At 49.2% G+C, this 18,750-nt stretch carries 13 protein-coding genes; 5 read left to right on the plus strand and 8 right to left on the minus strand.

Annotated features, from left to right (window positions below):
* Positions 1 to 40 precede the first annotated feature (40 nt).
* From B3A20_RS03955 to metG, 4 genes are all read right to left on the minus strand, one after another.
* Complete coding sequence (locus B3A20_RS03955; protein ID WP_290762106.1) at positions 41 to 1,471, minus strand: hypothetical protein; 1,431 nt, start codon at positions 1,469 to 1,471, stop codon at positions 41 to 43.
* Positions 1,471 to 2,190, minus strand: a complete 720-nt coding sequence (locus B3A20_RS03960; RefSeq protein ID WP_290762108.1) for a MauE/DoxX family redox-associated membrane protein — start codon at positions 2,188 to 2,190, stop codon at positions 1,471 to 1,473. Before B3A20_RS03960 ends, B3A20_RS03955 begins: the two co-directional genes overlap by 1 nt.
* Positions 2,191 to 2,199: 9 nt before the next feature.
* Complete coding sequence (locus B3A20_RS03965; RefSeq protein WP_290762111.1) at positions 2,200 to 2,394, minus strand: hypothetical protein; 195 nt, start codon at positions 2,392 to 2,394, stop codon at positions 2,200 to 2,202.
* A gap of 409 nt (positions 2,395 to 2,803) precedes the next feature.
* The gene (metG, locus tag B3A20_RS03970) at positions 2,804 to 4,876 is read right to left on the minus strand and encodes a methionine--tRNA ligase (protein ID WP_290762114.1); all 2,073 of its coding nucleotides are present in this window, start codon (positions 4,874 to 4,876) and stop codon (positions 2,804 to 2,806) included.
* A gap of 49 nt (positions 4,877 to 4,925) precedes the next feature.
* Here metG and B3A20_RS03975 point away from each other — a divergent pair, with 49 nt between their 5' ends.
* The 4 genes from B3A20_RS03975 (at position 4,926) to B3A20_RS03990 (ending at position 9,877) form a co-directional block, all read left to right on the plus strand.
* Positions 4,926 to 5,447, plus strand: a complete 522-nt coding sequence (locus B3A20_RS03975; protein ID WP_290762118.1) for a nitroreductase family protein — start codon at positions 4,926 to 4,928, stop codon at positions 5,445 to 5,447.
* Positions 5,448 to 5,479: 32 nt separating this feature from the next.
* Positions 5,480 to 7,063: a bifunctional metallophosphatase/5'-nucleotidase gene (locus B3A20_RS03980; protein ID WP_290762120.1), complete on the plus strand. Its 1,584-nt coding sequence runs from the start codon at positions 5,480 to 5,482 to the stop codon at positions 7,061 to 7,063.
* Positions 7,064 to 7,136: 73 nt separating this feature from the next.
* A complete protein-coding gene (gene purB, locus B3A20_RS03985) occupies positions 7,137 to 8,579 on the plus strand; it encodes an adenylosuccinate lyase (protein ID WP_290762121.1) in 1,443 nt (480 codons plus the stop codon).
* 425 nt (positions 8,580 to 9,004) lie between these two features.
* Positions 9,005 to 9,877, plus strand: a complete 873-nt coding sequence (locus B3A20_RS03990) for a TIGR02172 family protein (RefSeq protein WP_290762123.1) — start codon at positions 9,005 to 9,007, stop codon at positions 9,875 to 9,877.
* Between the two features lie 6 nt (positions 9,878 to 9,883).
* On the opposite strand, the gene B3A20_RS03995 is transcribed toward B3A20_RS03990, so the two are convergent.
* From B3A20_RS03995 to B3A20_RS04005, 3 genes are all read right to left on the minus strand, one after another.
* The gene (locus B3A20_RS03995) at positions 9,884 to 11,167 is read right to left on the minus strand and encodes a glutamate-cysteine ligase family protein (RefSeq protein ID WP_290762126.1); all 1,284 of its coding nucleotides are present in this window, start codon (positions 11,165 to 11,167) and stop codon (positions 9,884 to 9,886) included.
* Between the two features lie 9 nt (positions 11,168 to 11,176).
* The gene (locus B3A20_RS04000) at positions 11,177 to 12,679 is read right to left on the minus strand and encodes a RimK family protein (RefSeq protein WP_072829092.1); all 1,503 of its coding nucleotides are present in this window, start codon (positions 12,677 to 12,679) and stop codon (positions 11,177 to 11,179) included.
* 140 nt (positions 12,680 to 12,819) lie between these two features.
* On the minus strand, positions 12,820 to 14,487 hold the full coding sequence (locus B3A20_RS04005) for a hypothetical protein (protein WP_290762130.1): 1,668 nt from the start codon (positions 14,485 to 14,487) through the stop codon (positions 12,820 to 12,822).
* 87 nt (positions 14,488 to 14,574) lie between these two features.
* On the opposite strand from B3A20_RS04005, the gene mfd reads away from it, so the two are divergent.
* Positions 14,575 to 17,973: a transcription-repair coupling factor gene (mfd, locus tag B3A20_RS04010; protein WP_290762133.1), complete on the plus strand. Its 3,399-nt coding sequence runs from the start codon at positions 14,575 to 14,577 to the stop codon at positions 17,971 to 17,973.
* On the opposite strand, the gene B3A20_RS04015 is transcribed toward mfd, so the two are convergent.
* Positions 17,938 to 18,666 (minus strand): TatD family hydrolase, encoded by a 729-nt coding sequence (locus B3A20_RS04015; RefSeq protein ID WP_290762136.1) that lies wholly within the window; start codon positions 18,664 to 18,666, stop codon positions 17,938 to 17,940. The two genes, mfd and B3A20_RS04015, sit on opposite strands and share 36 nt — an antisense overlap.
* Positions 18,667 to 18,750: the final 84 nt, after the last annotated feature.

An 18,750-nucleotide genomic window follows, 5' to 3' on the forward strand; every position in this document is an offset into this window, starting at 1 on the left:
AATCCTTCGTGGCTGCGCCACTCAGGATGACGAAGTGCATTTACCATTGTACGCTACCGACGGCATAAGCGCGGTAGCCTTTAAAGTCTCCGAAGAATCTTGTGTAGCTTGTTCTAAAGCTGAACCATTCCCACGGAGTCAAGCTCAATGTCAATCCAAGTTCTTTGTAGCGAAGCGTTGTCTCTTCGTTCAGGAATTTTTTGTCCATGGCACTTTCTGGCGTGTGCAGGTCCTTGATGTTTCCGCCGAAGGCGGTGTCTTTCGCGACTGCGCCAAAGAAAATCGTCGCTTTGATGAAGTTGTATGTAGCGGTCACTTCGGTATGGACCTCTTGGCTGTTCGGGCCGAGGTCACTGCCGAGGCTCTGGGCGTAGCTCGCGTACGTGTAGGCGTTCCCTTTGTGGTGTGTGTAAACCCACGGCTCAATGCGCGTGTATTCAAACATCCAGTCGAAATTCACGGGGCCGATTTCGATATTGTCACGGGCGACGCCGAGTGTTGTAGCCCACTTATTGCCCCACCAGCTATCGTCAAACATGCTTGTCGGGGATTTCATATCATCCCACAAAAGTTCAGCGTAGAATTCCCAATTCGGGAGTGTTTTCACGCTCAAGTCAAAGGCTAGAGAAATGTTGTCCTGGTCGCCTTGCAAGTGTTCCTGAAAAACGTAAGGTATGAACGGGAGGACGTATGCCCATTCAAATTCACGGCCTGTACTATCGCTGTCGGGATTCGGGTTTGAGCCTGCAGCTTCGGTAGTGGTTCCGTAAAGCGATGTTTCTGAAATGCCTAGCGTGATTTCTTTCGGGAGGTTCAAATTCAGGCGGTGCGCATGGAAATACTTGCCAAAGTTCTTCTTTTCGTAGAGTTTGGCGGCGTATTGCGTGTATTCAATAGGGCCAAGCGTGAACTGGTAGCCAAAATAAGGAGTCGGGGCTGCATCGGGGATGCGGCTGGAGCTGTCTTGCCACGGACGGTAAAAATTGCGTTCTCCGCGTAAAATCACGTGGTTACGGCGTGCGGGGCCCCATTCCAAAAAGTCAAATCCGGCGAGCAACTTGACGGGCTTAAGATTGTAGCTCACGTTTGCGGCGAATAGGTCCCAGGTGCGTTTATGTTCGCTCTGCTTGTTGTAGGGGAGGCCTTCGTCGGGATTGTAGTAATTGAAATTGATGTAACGGTTTGTGTAGTCCGTGTTGACTTTGACACGGGTATCAAACAGGAACGCGTCGGTGAATTTGCCGCTTGCGAATAAGCGAACGGACATGGAATTGTCATAATGCGTTTTTGCTTTGCTGAAATTTGTGACAGCAAGTGAGTCAAGGAGCTGGACGTTGATGTTCAACTCTTTGGTATGCGCCGAATCGGCAAAGGAAATGTGGTGTGGCATGTCGACCGGATGCGCTGAGCAGGCGAGTGCGGTTCCAAAGATAATGCTAAGAACAGACGAGGTCTTGTGCCACGATTGCATTACTTCACTTCCTTGTCTTTTTTCCAGATGCCGATGATGCTCTTGTTCTTGCGGAAGGCGAGCCAGAGCGTCGGCCAAATGAGGATGAGGTCACGGATGAGGCTAGTCCAGGCTTCTGCCTTATCTTGTGCGCCTTCGAGTTCAAAGCAACCGCAAGTGATGCCGAGATCATTCCACAGCGCCCAGGCGAGTGCGATGATGAAGCTTACGAACATCCAGAAAATCGCAAATGCAGATTCGCGGACGAACGGCGATACAATCATCGCAAGCCCGAACCAGAATTCAAATTGCGGGTACACGAGTGCAAAGAAGTTGTTCACGAAGTCGAGGTGCAGCGCCGAGAAGAACTGGTACTGCGCAACGAGCGTTGCAAACTGGTGCGGGTCCTGAATCTTGAAAATGGAGGCGAAAATGAACATGCCTCCAATGCCGATGCGGCAAAGCGTTTCAAGAGCGCGGATAGCAAAATCCTTTTGGATCTTGATGGCCGGGAAGATGAGCGCACAAGCGAGAACGATGGCGCCAACGCCTACGTGGATGTTGTAGCGGTATGCCTTCGGCCAAATGTCGAGGAGCCATTCCTGGTCGGTGAACGTGAGAACCGTTTCGGGGAAGCTGATTTCGGCAACGCCAACGGTCACGAAGAACGTTGCGACGAGAAGGAGGATGCCCGCGATAATGGTTTTCTTGAGATTTTCTTTTTCAAAACATGCAATCATAGGGACTCCTTAAAGAATGTCTGCCGGCTTTTCGAGGATATCTTGGGTGCCAATCCAATCGACGGATTTGGCGTCATCGACGCGGATGTTGTTGATGATGGCAAGCGCGATGCTGAATGCTGCAATGCCGAGCAGGACAATCCAATTTAAGGACTTGAGGTAGACGAGAGCGTTTTTTTTGATTTTCTGAATGAATTCTTTCATGTTGTTCAATATACAAAATTATTGTAAGGTGTTTGCGCTTTGATAAAAAGCTGAATTTGAAAAATTGGCTTTTTTTACGTGAGTAATTGGTGTTTTTTGAAATTTTTCACGTAAAATTGTTAGTTTGTCTGATGGAAAATCAGGGATTTTTTGTTTTTGAGAATGAATTTCCTGTTTGAAAACGGATTTTTGTGGCTTTTTATGAACTTTTGAGGTTAATTTGTTGTTGCTTTTGACTATTTTTAGTGAGTTTGTTTGAAAATTTACGTGAGAAACTTTGATTTTTGCACAAAATTCACGTAAAAAATGGCATTTCCCTGATTTTTAATCTTTTTAGTGCAAAAAAAAGAACCCCGGAGTTTGTCCGAGGTTGGCTTTTTTTAGTCTAGCATAAGCGCCGGGCGGTTTCTTAATGAATTCCAGCACCGTCAGCGACATCGCAAGTCACCGGCTTGCCGTTCACTTCAAGAGCGAGCGTGTCACAGAACACGGCGCCACCCTTTGCGGTAAGGGCAATCTTTTCGAAGTCCTTGACCTTGAGCTCGCGCGGTTCGCTCGGAGCAACACCCTTGAACAAAGCGCGGTCACCCGGCTTTGCGTCTTCCGGGACGCTCACGAGTCTGCACTTGTGCGTTTCCGGTTCGAGGTCGCCTGCAAAGAGCATACCCTGGCTCATGATGCCACGGAGGGCGCTCGGCTTCAAATTTGCGAACAAGAGAATCTTGCGGTCCTGAAGTTCGTTTGCCTGGTAGCTGCTCTTGAGGCCGCTGCAAATCGTGCGGAGTTCGCCTTCGCCTGCATCGACCTTGAGTACGTACAAGCTGCTTGCGTCCGGATGGTCGGCAACTTCCTTAATTTGTGCAACACGGAGGTCCATAGCGGCCGGAACGTCTGCTGCCATAAGCGGCTTGTTCTGTTTCGGCTTGGCCTGCTGCGGTTCAGCCTTCTTGACTTCTTCTTCAATGCGCGGGAAGAGCGGCTTGCCTTCGCCGAACTTTTCACCACCCTTGAGAATGCCCCAAACGAGGTCGTTCTGGTCGGTGAACTTGCTACCGATCATGGCAAGACCTTCTTCGCTCTTGCCCGGGATGACCGGCCAGAGCATGCTGAGCGAGAGACGCACTGCTTCAGCAGAAATGTAAAGCACGGTTGCGAGTTCGTCCTTGGCGTTCGGATCCTTCGCGAGTTTCCACGGAGCCTTGATTTCGAGGTAGCGGTTCACGCTGCGGACAAGTGTCATGATTTCTTCGACGACCTGCGAGAGCTTGACCTGCGGAACCCATTCCATCACGTTCGTGCGGACGCGGTTTGCAATCGTAATCACTTCGTTGGCTGCATCGTCGAGAGCGTTCGGAGCCGGGAGTACGCCGCCGAAGTTCGTGAGCACCAAGCGGTGCACGCGGTTCAAAACGTTACCGAGATCGTTCGCAAGGTCGCTGTTGATGCGGCGGACAAAGCCGTCATGCGTGAAGTTCGCGTCCTGGCCCACCACCATTTCGCGGGCGAGGAAGTAGCGGAAGGCGTCAATGCCGTATTTTTCCATGTAGTCCATGGGGTTCACCACGTTGCCTGCGGACTTGCTCATCTTTTCGCCGCCGTTCACGAGCCACCAGCCGTGGGCCAGAATGTGCTGCGGAAGCGGAATGTCGAGAGCCATGAGCATGGTCGGCCAGTACACGCTATGCGTGGTCAAGATGTCCTTCCCGATGAGGTGGTAAGTGGCGGGCCAGATTGGCGTGCCGTCGGCATAAGTCTTGTGGAAGGCTGTCGAGGCGCTCACATAGTTGAGGAGAGCGTCAAACCAGACGTAAGTCACGTAGTCCGGATCGAACGGCAGCGGAATGCCCCAGCTGAGGCGCATCTTCGGACGGCTGATGCAGAGGTCGTTCAGCGGCTGGCGCAGGAACCCGCGGATTTCGTTCCAGCGGTAGTCCGGCACAATCCAGTCCTTGTGGCTTTCCAAGAAGTCAATCAGCTTCTGCTGGTAAGAACCCATCTTGAAGAAGTAGTTCTTTTCCTTGAGCCATTCCACCGGGCGGTGGCTGATCGGGTCGCACTTATTTTCGTCGAGTTCGTCTTCGCTGAAGAAACGTTCTTCGCCGACGGAGTACCAGCCTTCGTATTCCTTCGAGTAAATTTCACCCTTGTCCCAGAGCTTCTGCAAGCATTCCTGCACAAAAGCCTTGTGTTCCGGCATCGTGGTGCGGATGAAGAAATCATTGCTGATGTTCATCTTCTTCCAGAGGTCTTCGAAGCGGTGGTAGTATTCATCCACGTGTTCCTGTGGAGTCACGCCACGCTTGGCGGCTGCGCGCTGCACCTTCTGGCCGTGTTCGTCGGTACCGGTCAAGAAGAATGTCTGGTAGCCGATGATCTTGTGGAAGCGGGTAAGGATATCTGCGAGAACGGTCGTGTAGGAATGCCCGATATGCGGGGCATCATTGACGTAATAAATCGGAGTGGTGACGTAAAATTTTTTCATGGCTACAAATATAGTAAAATTGCTTATATTTCATAAAAAAGAGGTACTTATGTCATTTATTGATTTGGCTAGAAATCGTTTCAGTTGCCGAGCTTTCAGCGAACAGGAAGTTGAACCCGAAAAACTCATGCAGGTGCTCGAAGCGGGCCGTATCGCTCCGACGGCGGTGAATGGCCAGCCGGTGATTGTCAAGGTTCTCCAGTCTCCCGAAGCGCTCAAGAAGATTCGTGGCATCACGCGTATGGCGTATAACGCTCCTGTGGTGCTTATGGTCTGCTACGACGACAATAAAGTCTACACCCCGACGACGTATATGGACAGCTTCAAGAGTGGAATTATGGATTCTAGCATCGTGGCGACTTCCATGATGATGCAGGCCACGGACCTTGGGCTTGCAACGCTTTGGGCTCGTGGTTTCAATGCTGCTCACATTGAACATGAATTCGGTTTTGAGCCGAACATCAAGCTTGCCTGCCTTTTGGACATTGGCTATGCCGACCCGCAGAACGGAATCCCGTCACCTCGTCATGATGTGCGTAAGCCGATGAATGAATTTGCCGAAAAGCTTTAATATAGGCAAAAATTTGCAATTATAGAGGGGTTATGAATAAGCTAAAGTACTTGTTGCCTTTGGTTGTTTTTGGCGTGTTTTCTTGTTCAGGGAAAACGACTCACGTATTGGGCAACAAACAAACTTTGGCTTCGCCCAGGAGCATTGTCGTTGTTTATGAAAATGATGTTCATTGCCAAATGGATGGCTATGCAAAATTTGCGGGTCTTCGCGATGCAATTGCTGATACGGCTGATGTCTTGACTGTTTCCTCTGGCGATTTTTTGCAGGGCGGTGCGATGGGGAGCATCTCTCGTGGCGGCTATGTTGTAGCGCTCATGAATGCTGTCGGTTACGATGTCGTGACGCTTGGGAATCATGAATTTGATTATAAAATTCCACGCTTGATGGAACTTTCGGACTCCATGAACGCAGCAATTGTTTGCGCAAACCTTGTGCAGAAAGGGACATCGACGCCGCTGTTCAAGCCTTACATTCTAAAGCAGGTTGGCGCAAAGAAAATTGCATTTGTAGGCGTGCTGACACCGCAAACTTTAGTGGGGGAGGCTTACGCGTTTACGGATGAATCGCTAAAGACTTTGTATGATATTCCTTCGGAGAAAATTTTCAATCTCGTGCAGTCGGTCGTTGATGGTGCTCGCCAAGCGGGTGCGGACTTTGTGATTCTTCTTGCTCACTTGGGGTTTGTGCCTCCGGTGAGTTCCGTTGAGGTTGTTCAGAAAACAACGGGGATTAATGCTGTGCTGGATGGGCATTCGCATAGTGTTGTTGGCGAAGAGTTTATTGCAAACGCCAATGGCGACAGCGTTCTTGTGTCACAAACAGGAACGAAATTTCAAAATTTTGGAATGCTGAATATTACTCGCGATGGAAAATTTCATTCTCGGTTGATTCCGATGGATGGCGTCGTTGCGGTGAACCGTAAAGTTGCTGCCGTTCACGATAGCTTGCTTGCTTTGACTGCCGCCGATTTACAGAAAGTTGTCTCGAATACGAAATTTGAATTGACAATCAATGGCGATGACGGAAAGCGCTTAGTTCGCAAAGGCGAGACGAACTTGGGCGACCTTGCTGCCGATGCCATGCGTTTTTCTGTGGGGGCGCAAATAGGAATCGAAAATGGCGGAGGCGTTCGCGTGACGATACCGGCAGGACCTGTGAAATATCAAGACATTTTGAACGTGATGCCTTTTGCAAACGACATGTGCTTGATTCGTGCAACCGGGCGTCAGATCAAGGTGGCGCTTGCTCAAGGAGCTTCGAAATTGCCTGAGGAATCCGGTGGATTCTTGCACGTTTCGGGACTCCGCTATACGGCTGTCGTTGAGGCCTCGAAAGGTGGTGATGCGGCGCGAGTACGCGTTGAAAATGTGCAGGTCGAAACTGAAAATGGCTTTGTTGCTATTGACGAGAACGCTCTATATACGGTCGGATTGTCATCTTATGTGGCATACGAAGGCGGTGAAATTACAGCCTTCCGCGACAGTGAAATCATTATGGATAAGGTGATGACCGATGATGAAGCGTTTGTGAAATTCTTGAAAAGCTTGGGTGACGAAATCCCCGAAGCTTACCGAAAGCCGCAGGGGAGGATTGCGGTGAAATATGATAGGTAGGTGCATCACCCCTTTTAATGTGTTCTGCAAATTTTTATCTTTGCCTTTGTAAAAACTTAAAAAAGGAAAAATCATGCGTGATCAATTCGAAAGCCCGCTTATCAAGCGTTATGCTAGCAAGGAAATGAGTTTCATCTTCAGCCCGCAGTACAAGTTCCAGACTTGGCGGAGGCTCTGGATTTACCTCGCCGAATCCGAAATGGAACTCGGCCTCCCGATTACGCAGGAGCAAGTCGATGAACTGAAGGCCCACGAAAAGGACATCAACTTTGAAGTTGCCGAAGAAGAAGAAAAGCGCCGCCGTCACGACGTGATGAGCCACGTTTACGCTTACGGTGTCCAGTGCCCCAAAGCTAAGGGGATCATCCACCTCGGTGCAACGTCTGCATTCGTGGGCGACAACACCGACCTTATCCAGATGCAGCAGGCCATGATTCTCGTGCGCAAGCGTCTTTGCCGCGTGATGGACAAACTTTCCAAGTTTGCCATGGAATACAAGAACATGGCGCAGCTCGGTGCAACGCATTTCCAGGCTGCTCAGCTCACGACTGTCGGCAAGCGCGCTTGCCTCTGGCTTCAGGACATGCTCATCGACCTCGAAGAATTGAACTTCCTCATTGAAGTGCTTCCGTTCCGCGGCGTGAAGGGTACGACCGGTACGCAGGCTAGCTTCATGGACTTGTTCAACGGCGACGAAGAAAAGATTATGGAACTCGACCGCCGCGTGACCGCCAAGGCCGGCTTCAAGCGCGTGCTCACCATCACCGGCCAAACCTACACCCGCAAGTGGGACAACCGCGTAAACCAGGTGCTCAGCTCCATTGCTCAGAGTTTGCACAAATTCGCTACCGACATGCGCCTCATGCAGGGTGTGAAGGAAGTGGAAGAACCATTCGAAAAGACCCAGATTGGCTCCAGCGCCATGGCTTACAAGCGTAACCCGATGCGCAGCGAACGTATTTGCTCTCTCGCTCGTTTCGTGATGGCCCTGGTGAACAGCACCGCCTTTACGCAGGCGACGCAGTGGTTCGAACGTACGCTTGATGACAGTGCGAACAAGCGCTTGGCAATTCCTGAAGCGTTCCTCGCCATGGATGCCATGCTCATCATCGCCGAGAACGTCACCAACGGCCTCGTGGTTTATCCGAAGGTTATCGAAAAGCGCATCATGGCCGAACTCCCGTTCATGGCCACCGAAAACATCATCATGGAAGGCGTCAAGAACGGCGGCGACCGTCAGGAACTCCACGAAGAAATCCGCGTGATGTCCATGGAAGCGGGCAAGGTCGTCAAGGAACAGGGCAAGGACAACGACTTGCTCGAACGCGTTCTGAAGAACGAAAAGTTCCAGAAGCTCGGTATCACCGAAGAAAAGCTCAAGGAAATCCTCGACCTCCGCAAGTTCGTGGGTCGCGCTCCTGGTCAGGTCGTGAAGTTCGTGACCGAAGAAGTCCGCCCGGCTATCGAAGCAATCCCGGATTGGGATTCCATTGATGCTGGCGAATTGAAAGTTTAACTTGTCATGCCCTGTTCCGACAGGGCATCCCCTTCTCGGAATGAAATTGGGGATTCCCGCTCAAGGCGGGAATGACAACGGAGCCGAGCGATGCAGAAACATGCTTGCATGTATCTATATCCGAGGCGAACAAATCAAGCCCCGTTAGGGGAATGACATTAAACTGGCGCGAATATATTGCAAAAAAAAAACGAGTCCTTGCGGGCTCGTTTTTTGCATTGTAACTAAATGATGTTACGGTTTGAATGGCGGAATATAATCATCGCCTTCGTTACTGCGATTATGCGGTTCCATATACACCCTCCTTTCCTTTTTGGATGTCGAAAATATATTTAGTTTTGCATGGTTTTTCATGTGAATTCCATCACGGTGTGATTTTGTTCACTTTTGAAAAATTGCGATTTTTTTTTGATTTCTCCTATAAAATGGTGTATTTTACTTTTATGGAGAAAATTGACTTATCACAATGGACGATGTTCAGCAATCGTCACAATTCCGAGAACTACAACAGTCCGGATGGCAAATGGATGCTGAAATTGGGTTTTCCGGGTTTTTGCTCGACGAAGGAGGAATTGCTTCGCGAGCAGGATATTTGCCGGAAAGTGGTTTCACTTGGAATCCCGACGCCGCATGTGGGCGATATTGTCGAACAGGACGGTCGTTTGGGCCTGATTTACGAACGCATCGTGGGGAAGCGCTCGATTTCAAAATGCGTTGGCGAAAATCCCGAACATCTTGAGGAATACATCAAGGTTTTTGCAGAGCATTGCAAAAAGCTGCATTCTACGTCGTGCATTCCTGGCACGTTCCAAGATGCGGAGGAAAAGTATTCGCGATTGCTCGAACAATCCAAGATGTTCCCCGAGAATGTCAAGGAATTTGCGCGTAAACTCATCAAGGAAACGCCGAAAGTTTCTCGGTGCCTTCATGGAGATTTGCAGACGGGCAACTTGATTGTGAACGACAATGGCGCGTACTTTATCGATTTGGGCGAGTTTGCCTGCGGTAACCCGCTTTTCGATTTAGGTTGTTATTTCTATTTCTGCCATTATTTGCCGGATGATTTTCTTTTGGCGACGCATTACATGAATGCGGCGATGATGCGCAAGTGTTGGGACGTTTTTGCAAAGTATTACTTTGGTGCAGATACTCCGGACAAATTATCGGCTGTAGATGTTCGCGTCAAGCCGTACGTGCTGTTCCCGATTCTCGACTTTGAGCATTTGATGGCTGAAGATGCAAATTTAAAATACCTGGAAATGAACTTCCAGGTAGCTAAAAAAGATTTGGGTTTGTAAGCGATTTTACTCGTTAATTCCATAGAGCCGGTTGTGTGCAAGGCAATCGGCTAGTTTTTTGTATTCCGTGACAAATGCTTCGTGGGCGGGGGCGTCGCCGAGCGCTTTGTAGAGGGCACTGGAGAGCGTTCCGCGTTCGAGCATTTTTTCCATGAAGCCTTGCGAGACTTCTGTGAGGTCGTTTTTCACGACGCTGTAGATGTGCTTCCAGATGTCGCCGGCGGTACAAGCCTCACCCATGCCAAATACAGCGAGAAATTCTGGCCAGTCGATGACTGCGTTCTCGGCGTCCTTCGTGGTCTTCACGAGGAGTTCGGCGAGGCGGGCTGTGTCGAAGTTACGCAAAAATTCGCGGTATTCCTTGAGCGTGTGCGGCACGGAATTTGCGGCGGATGCGTTTTCGCGAGATGCCGCGAACTTGCCGTTCACAATGGCTTTGAGGGTCGCAATTTCGAGTTCAACGATGGCGATGTCGGCGTTCGGGCATTCCTGAATGTCAACGAGGCGGATTTCGATAGCCCCGCGGTCAAAACGGGCGATAGCTCCACGGCTGTTCAAGAAGAAATGATTGAGCAAGTGTTCGGTATCGTACGGGGCGATAGCCTTCTTTACCTTGTCGAAAATCTGTTTATTATATTCGTCGTAGCTGTACGCCTGTTCCGGGATGACTTGGCCCGTGATTTCAGGAACTTTGTCCTGATTGTGGCGATAGACGTTGATTCGGGCGTCGCGGTAGCCGGTGTATTTGCTGTCGAGATACGGGCTGCTGGCGGCAATGGCTGGAATCAGCGGCAAAAGCAGGCGAATTGCTGCGTGAAGCTCGCCAAATTCTTCGTCACCGTCAAAAGAAAGGTTCAGGTGCGTACTTTGTAGGTTTGCCCAGCCGTGGCCTTTGCAGTTGAAAATGCGGTCGTAAGTTTGGTAAATGTCGAGGCAATCGTACGGCCAAAGTTGCATTTCTGCCGGGTCCATGAACGGATGGCAGGCGCTCGGCAAAAGCATCGCGTTGATCTTTTCGAGCTTCTTGTTTGCACGGCGAATCTCGTGGAAGAATCGCTTGCCAAGCCCGTCGAATGTAGACTTGGGGTGTGCACACTTGAATTCCAGCACATGGCTTACGAGTTCGTTTGAAAGTCCGATATCGTCGTATTCAATGTCCGAAAGCTGATTGCCGTCTTTGTCTTTTCCGAGCGGGACATCGGCGCGAGGCAGCACATTGAGTGTGTCGCGATCGACAATCATGAATTCCATTTCGACGCCGAAGCGTTCCCAAAGTTTGTAATTGCTCATGATTGCCCCCTATAAAAACATATCTCTTTCATGCTGTAGCACTTTCTGTTGTGCTGCGTTTTGGCGGTCTTCGATGCGGTGGCGCAAGCTCCTCATGATGGCAAGATAAATCTTCTTTTTGCCAACTTGGTCTTCGATACCGTGGTCGATACTCGGGTTGTCATTCACTTCAATCACAACCGGGTGACCGTTGATTTCCTTGAGATCGACACCGTAAAGCCCGTTACCGATAAGGCTTGCTACGCGGAGGGCAGTTTTCACGATACCGTGGGGGACGCTTTCAATCGGCAGGCAATCCCACTTGCCGCAGACTTCGTTCTTGTCCTTGCTATCCCAGTTGTATATTTGCCAGTGGTCTTTCGCCATGTAGTATTTGCAGGCAAAGAGCGGCTTTCCGTCGAGAATGCCGATTCTCCAGTCAAATTCCGTGGGCGTGAATTCCTGCGCGATGAGCAAATCGCTGTGTTCGAACATCGTGTCGAGAATCTTTTCGAGTTCTTCTTTGTTGTTTGCCTTTTTGACGCCCATGCTGAAGCTCGAATCCGGCGTCTTGATGACCATCGGGAATCCGATTTCCTTGGCGAGCGTGTGGCGGTTTTCGCTGTGGGCGATAATCGTCTTTGGTGCCGGAATCTTACCGACAGTCATCAGTTCTTGCAAATAAACTTTGTTGGAGCAACGTAAAATACTGTCGGGATCATCAATGACGGCGATGCCTTCGCTCTGGGCACGGCGTGCAAATGCGTATGTGTGATGGTTGACGTTTGTCGTTTCACGAATGAAGATGGCATCAAATTCACCAACGCGGTGGTAGTCCGTCTTGGTAATCATTTCCACGCGGAAACCTGTATCTTGCGCGGCTTCAATGAACAGCTGAATGGCTTCCTTGTTGCTCGGAGGTTCCACTTCTTCGGGGTTCGTTAAAATGCCGAGATCATACACGTAGTCTTCCGTCTTGGGGGAGACGTAGCGGTCTTTCTGGAAGTATTCGATGGCGAACTGGTCCACCATTTCCTTATGCGTTTCGGGAATTTCGTCAACGCTAATCGGGCGGATGGACTGGATGAACCATTTTTGCTTGAAGACAAATTTTGCACGCAGGAGCGGTGCCTGGAAAACGCGGTAAAGTGCCTGCGAAAGTTCTAAGTATTGAGCACTGACGTTTTGCCCAAAGTAAATCGAAAGCACGAATTCCGTGCCGGTCAGCTTGTGCAGGCTCTTCTGGATCAGCTCGTCGATTTCGTCGCTGATGATTTTTACGACTGCCGGGGCCTTGAAATCGCGGATGTTCTTGACGTTCGGGATGACCTTGTGACCGCGTGCTTCGGCAAGCAGGCTTACATAATAGCCCTTGCTCTGATAGCTGTAGTCCTTGCACAAGTTGAAAACGCGAACGTTTTTCTGGGTTGTAAATTCTGGATTAGTAAGGTAGTCTTTTGCCGAGACAATTTCGGCTTCGGGAATGTGGAACTTCCAATTCTTTGGCGTGTTCACGACAATTATCTTTTTCATAATATCTGCACGTGTGGCGTCTTCATGTCGAAGTTGCGTCGGGCGTGCCAAAAACCTCTTTGCTTTTTGACGATATAAAGATAGCTCAATATTTCAAGAATTGTAAAGCGTGGTGGGGAAAAGGGAGATTTTTTAGCCTTTCATTCGAATTTCGTTGTTATATCCAGCGTGTCGCCACGACCGTATTGGGCTTTATAGACAAGTTTCCATGTAATGGTTGAGTCCTTGTAAGATTGAAGCGATTTGTTGAAAAGCTGATAGCTGTAAATACGGGCTTTTTCGGGCAATTCTTCGAAAATGACGTTATGGTATTCTTCGTAGGGATCGGGACGTTTAGAAGCTCTCCGATATTCAAGGGTGCACATTTTTTTCTTTTTAGAAATCTCTTTAACGACTGCTTTTGGATAGTTTTTTTGCCATTCGAAATCCTTAGGTAGCCCGATGGGTTCTATACTGTAATTAGATTTGAACGTTAGCAATGCAGAACAAGACGAGTTCGGCAAAACAGAAAAGACTTTTGCCACGGAGTCGCGATTGAAATCGGGAATATTTGCTACAGGAATGTAATTTGTGATGGCTTCTTTTCCAAAGTTCAAATTTTTATAAGATGCATTTGCAGAAATGTCTTTGTTATTTGGAAAATTGCATTGTTTCCCCTTGGGAACGGATTCTCTACGAATGCATGAAAAATGGTCTGCGAAAATTTTACAATCAGAAGGAAGCCAAATGGTGGTATCTCCTTTAAAATCAAGAATGCGATAAAAGAGAGTATCTTTTGTTAAACTTCTTTTAATTGTGGAATCGAAGCACTTTGTGTAAGTTTGATTTTGGGTAACTTCGAATTTTGTCGTGATATCTAGCGTGTCGCCGCGATCGTACTGGTCCCTATAGACAAGCTTCCACGAAAAAGTTGTGTCTTTATATAGGATTGATGTATTAAGTAGTTGGTATTCGTAGATTACTTTCTCTTTGGGTAAATAACGAATATCAACAACTTGTCTTGACTGATTAAAAAAATCATTACGTATTGGATGAATACTTATTGGATGAATTCTAACTTTTCCTCTAATTATTTTCTGTCGTGATGTTATGCATACATTTTCTTCTGTGGAATCTTTACGAATGTACATTTCATCCGCATCTCGCGTCTTCCATTTAAAATAATCAGGAAGTCCGATAGCTTCGATTTTATAATTTGAACGGAATGTCAAAAGTTTGGAGCAGGGTTTTCCTGATAGATAAGAAAAAAATTTTGCGACATTGTTTCGGTCAAAAGCAGGAATGTCGGCTATTGGAATGTAATTGACGATGGCGTCTTTACCGAAATTTAAATCTTTGTAAATGACTTTTGGTTGCTTTGTATTGTTGTTGGGTATGTTGGTTGAATTTTCTTTTATGTGTGATGAAGGTAATGTATTTCCTGTTTTGTTTTTTTTATGATTTTCTAAGGCTTCATCTAAGATTGACATGTTTTTGTAAATACTTGAAAAATCTTCATGTATTTTATTGATGAATTTTTTGTTTACTATATCAGAAAGATCTTGTATGATCTCTTTTTTGCATGAAAATGATGAATCGCGAATAACACAGTCGGCAGAATCCCACACGGTGGTGTCACCATTAAACTCTAAAATTCGATACATGGTTTTGATTTTGGGAGCTGTGTTGCCGGAGGCGCTTGCTGTATCTTCGGATACTCTAGCTGTATTTTTGTCGCACGCGACTTGCTCGTTATCGTTTTTGAAAACGAAGAACAACAATATGGTTAAACAAACCAGCCCGAAAATGACAACAAACTTCTTTTTCATTTCAAAACCCAATCGTTAGTAATCACCACCGCAAAATACAAAAAATGGAGCAATGGGGCGGATAAATTTTTTTCTACATTTCCCTCTATGCTTACTATTTCGGAATTCCTTCAAGAAAATTCGTTCCCGGCGATTTCGCTTTTTGAAAATGCGGACAATGAGGCTATCCATATAAACGGGGCTTCGGTTCCGCTTGCCTCGATGATGGTGGCGAACCGGTTCTTGAAAAGTCCGCAGAACATTCTGGTGATTGCGAAGGATTACCGCAGTGCCGAAGTCTGGGTCGAGAATCTCGAAAGCATGGTGGGCGAGGAATTTGTTCGCTTTTTTCCATCACTCGGCTTGAAACCTTACGAAATCAAGGTGCCGTTTGAGGGCGTGCTTGAAGAACGTCTGAAGTTCTTCCGAGATGTTTCGCATACCGAAAAGCCGTTTGTTGTTGTTTGTCCGCTCGATGCGTTCTTGATGAAACTCCCGGAACCGGGCGAAATTATGCGACAGGTGCGTACGCTCCGCGTTGGCGACCAGCTGGAGCCTTCGTCTTTACGTCCGTGGTTCCTTGATCACGGCTTTACGGAACAGCCGATGGTGAGCGGCGTGGGCGAGTTTTCGATTCGCGGTTGCATTGTCGATGTGAACTGCTTACTTTATCCGCACCCGATTCGTATTGAATTTTATGGCGACGAGATTGAATCTATCCGTGCGTTCGATATTTTCTCGCAGCGTTCGCTGGAGCAGATGACGCATATCGAGTTCTTCCCGATGGGGGAATTTACGGTGCCGGAATCGGTGATGGCGGGCGAGGAATGTTCCAAAGAATCGCTGTGGTGGCATCGACCGAATCACCAGCGTTTGGTGGCGAGCCTCCTGGATTACATGCCACGTGCGTCGCTTGTATTCGAGGAACTTTCGTTGCTTTCGGAAACTGCTTCGAAGATGTATGGTGCGTTCCGCGGTGCTTATGACGAAGCTCGCGTAGCTGATGCTGGAATTGCGGCCCCTGCGGATATTTGGTTCAAAATTGGTGAACTTTCGCGTTTGTTCGTAGGCCGCGCGTCGCTAGATATGACTCGTGTCAAGGTGGATGATGGCAACTGGCTCGAAATGCACATGCGTCCGCAAGATTTTACTTCGAATGGTACGGATGCGGTTGCAAAAGAAATTGAGGAATTTTACGACAAGGGCGGTCGCGTTTACGTGATGGCCCAGACGATAGGCGGCGTGAACCGCTTGCGTGAAGTTTTTGACGGCCTGCCTGTTGAAGATTATTTTATTGGAAACCTGAGTGAAGGTTTTTGGCTCGAAGACGATAACGTTGCGTTCCTCACGGAATCGAGAATTTTAAACCGCCATGCGAATAAAGCGCGTAAGCACAAGATTGCGGGTTCGGTGACGAATGCGTTGATGGTTGAATCGCTCAATCGCGGAGACCTGGTGGCGCACGAAGACCACGGCATTGGCCGCTACTTGGGGCTTGTCCGCGTGGAAGTCAATGGCGGTATGGTCGATTGCGCGTTGCTGGAATACGATGGCGGCGACCGTTTGAAGTTCCCCGTGTCGGACCTGCAAAAAATTGAACGCCTCGACCGTCCGGAAGATATAGAGACTAAGCTCGACCGTCTCGGCAGCAAAACTTGGGAAAACATCAAGAAGCGCGTCAAGCAAAAGGTTATCCAGATAGCACGTGACCTCGTGGAACTTTACGCCAAGCGCGAACTCGTCGAAGGTTTCGGATTCCCGCCTGATGGCAACATGCAAAAGGAATTCGAGGATTCGTTCGAATACGATCCGACGCCAGACCAGCTCCGTGCCACGGCCGACATCAAGCGCGATATGGAAAGCCGTCGCCCGATGGACCGCCTCATTTGCGGTGATGTAGGCTTTGGTAAAACCGAAGTTGCGATGCGTGCGGCGTTCAAGTGCGTGTCGTCGAACAAGCAGGTCGCCATTCTCGTTCCGACGACGATTCTTGCGGCGCAACATTACGAAAACTTCTGCGAACGCTTTGCCGCTTACCCGGTCAAGATTGCGCTCATGAACCGCTACAAGAGCGCCAAGGAAAAGAAGGAAATTTTCAAGGAAATCGCGGCTGGTACGGTGAATATCGTCATCGGAACGCATGCGCTGTTGTCGAACAAGAGCGAGTTCAAGGACTTGGGACTTTTGATTATCGACGAAGAGCAGAAGTTCGGCGTGAAGCAAAAGGAAAAGCTTCGCCAGCTCCGTCTTGCCGTCGATACGCTCAGCATGAGTGCAACCCCGATTCCGCGCTCGCTGCACTTGAGCATGACGGGCGTTCGCGATATTTCGCTTATCAACACGCCGCCGATTAACCGCTTGCCGGTCGAAACAAAGCTGATGCAGCGCGATGACGAAGTCTTGAAGAACGCGATTCTCGATGAACTTGCTCGCGGTGGCCAGGTGTTTGTGGTGAATGACCGCGTGCAGACGATTACAAAGCTCGCCGAAGATATTGAAGCGATGGCTCCTGATGCGAAAGTCGCTGTGGCCCATGGTCAGATGGAAGATCACGAGCTTGAACGTGTGATGGACGCTTTCCTTTCGCGCAAGTTCGATATTCTCGTGAGCACAAGCATTATTGAATCTGGCTTGGATGTGCCGAATGCGAATACGATTATCATCATGAACGCACACCATTTTGGTATCAGCCAGCTTTATCAGATGCGTGGGCGTGTGGGCCGTAGTAGCGTTTTGGCGAAGGCGTTCCTTGTCATTCCGCAGCGCGGTGAAATCTCGCAGGAATCCATGCGCCGCCTTAAGGCGTTGGAACAGTTTACCGACCTCGGCAGCGGCTACCAGCTTGCGATGCGCGACCTTGAAATTCGCGGTGCAGGGAACCTGCTCGGTCAGGAACAACATGGTTTTATTGCCGAAGTCGGCTTTGAAACGTATGTGCGTTTGGTGCGTGAAGCGGTGGAAATGTTGCGTGGCGGTGCTCTCGAAAAGCCGATTCAACCGCGTGTGGAAATCGGCGTGGATGCCTACCTCCCCGAAGATTATGTGGAAGATGGTCTCACGCGAATCTCGCTGTACCAGCGCATTGCGCGTATCACATCGCAGGCGGATGTGCAGAACATCGAAAGCGAATTGCAGGACCGTTTTGGCCCTGTGCCGACTCCCGCGAAGATGCTTTTGCTCGTCACCGAACTTGGGCTGTTGGCAGGTCGTTTGCGCATCCAGGGGCTTGCGCTCCGTAAGGGCGTTATCGTTGCGACATTTGCTGAAACGCCGTCGCCGGACCCGCGTGTGCTTGGCGAAATCAGCAGCCTTTGCACATGCAGTATGCGTTATCTAGGTATGTCGCCGTTACAGGCGGTGTTCGAAGTCGGGCGCGGGACTCCCGTGGAAATGGCAAAAAAGACGCTCGAAGTGTTCCGAGCGTTTGCAAATATTCAAGTTCAGGCGGCGACAGTCCGGTCGGCAGACCCGTTACTCACGGCACTTGGCGTAGGCGGCTCGAACTGACTCTAGTCGGCCTTCGAGTTCGTCGAGAAGTTCCGCAGGTTCCAAGAAAGATTCATCGGCGTCGGTCTCGAAGAACACGTTGCTTTCGGGAATGAGCTTGATGGCGGCTGCGGTCGATTTCTTGCGGAAGCTATCCTCGTGCAGTGAAAAGAGCGCTCCAAAGGGGAGGGCTTTTTTCACAAAATTCGCATCGCCGCCAAAGCGGTGGAAAATGGGGCGCGGCGCTTCTCGTGACGATGCGTCTTGTCCTTGCGTAGCCTTAAAACCCGCCTCTTCCAAAAGTTTCAGCACGTGCATATAGTCCCCAACGCAGTGTATTTGCAAATTCCGCTTGAGTTCTAATGCAAGTCCGGCCTGCGCTAAAAAAATCTGGTCCTGCGTGCCGTCGTTGTAGCCCGGATAGCGCTTATCAATACCCGCTTCGCCGACCATGGCAAGTGGGTCTTCTTCTAAGCGGGTGCGCAGTTGGGCTAATGTTTTGCTAGAAACCTGTGTTGCGATCATTGGGTGGATCCCGTAAGTCACTTTAAATGGCTTGATTTCGGTCGAAAACTCTTTTTTCAGTTGCGAGACATCTTCCCATTCCCAGGGTTCACAAGAAACCGCAATAAAGTCATAATTACGGTCTAAAAGCAACTGCGTGAGCTGCTTTTTTTGGGGTAATCGAGCTAAATGAATGTGAAAATCGAACATAATAGCCCCCTATGCACTTAAAATACAAAGAAATTATGGAAAAACAAAATTATTTGCTTGTTTTTTAGGGCAAAAAAGCCTAGT

The sequence above is a fragment of the Fibrobacter sp. UBA4297 genome (assembly GCF_002394865.1).
Taxonomy (GTDB): Bacteria; Fibrobacterota; Fibrobacteria; order Fibrobacterales; family Fibrobacteraceae; genus Fibrobacter.

Excerpts from the sequence above, each read along its gene's own strand:
- B3A20_RS03955 (WP_290762106.1), bottom strand. The coding sequence starts at position 1,471 with ATGCAATCGTGGCACAAGACCTCGTCTGTTCTTAGCATTATCTTTGGA.
- B3A20_RS03960 (WP_290762108.1), bottom strand. The coding sequence starts at position 2,190 with ATGATTGCATGTTTTGAAAAAGAAAATCTCAAGAAAACCATTATCGCG.
- B3A20_RS03965 (WP_290762111.1), bottom strand. The coding sequence starts at position 2,394 with ATGAAAGAATTCATTCAGAAAATCAAAAAAAACGCTCTCGTCTACCTC.
- metG (WP_290762114.1), bottom strand. The coding sequence starts at position 4,876 with ATGAAAAAATTTTACGTCACCACTCCGATTTATTACGTCAATGATGCC.
- B3A20_RS03975 (WP_290762118.1), top strand. The coding sequence starts at position 4,926 with ATGTCATTTATTGATTTGGCTAGAAATCGTTTCAGTTGCCGAGCTTTC.
- B3A20_RS03980 (WP_290762120.1), top strand. The coding sequence starts at position 5,480 with ATGAATAAGCTAAAGTACTTGTTGCCTTTGGTTGTTTTTGGCGTGTTT.
- purB (WP_290762121.1), top strand. The coding sequence starts at position 7,137 with ATGCGTGATCAATTCGAAAGCCCGCTTATCAAGCGTTATGCTAGCAAG.
- B3A20_RS03990 (WP_290762123.1), top strand. The coding sequence starts at position 9,005 with ATGGTGTATTTTACTTTTATGGAGAAAATTGACTTATCACAATGGACG.
- B3A20_RS03995 (WP_290762126.1), bottom strand. The coding sequence starts at position 11,167 with ATGAGCAATTACAAACTTTGGGAACGCTTCGGCGTCGAAATGGAATTC.
- B3A20_RS04000 (WP_072829092.1), bottom strand. The coding sequence starts at position 12,679 with ATGAAAAAGATAATTGTCGTGAACACGCCAAAGAATTGGAAGTTCCAC.
- B3A20_RS04005 (WP_290762130.1), bottom strand. The coding sequence starts at position 14,487 with ATGAAAAAGAAGTTTGTTGTCATTTTCGGGCTGGTTTGTTTAACCATA.
- mfd (WP_290762133.1), top strand. The coding sequence starts at position 14,575 with ATGCTTACTATTTCGGAATTCCTTCAAGAAAATTCGTTCCCGGCGATT.
- B3A20_RS04015 (WP_290762136.1), bottom strand. The coding sequence starts at position 18,666 with ATGTTCGATTTTCACATTCATTTAGCTCGATTACCCCAAAAAAAGCAG.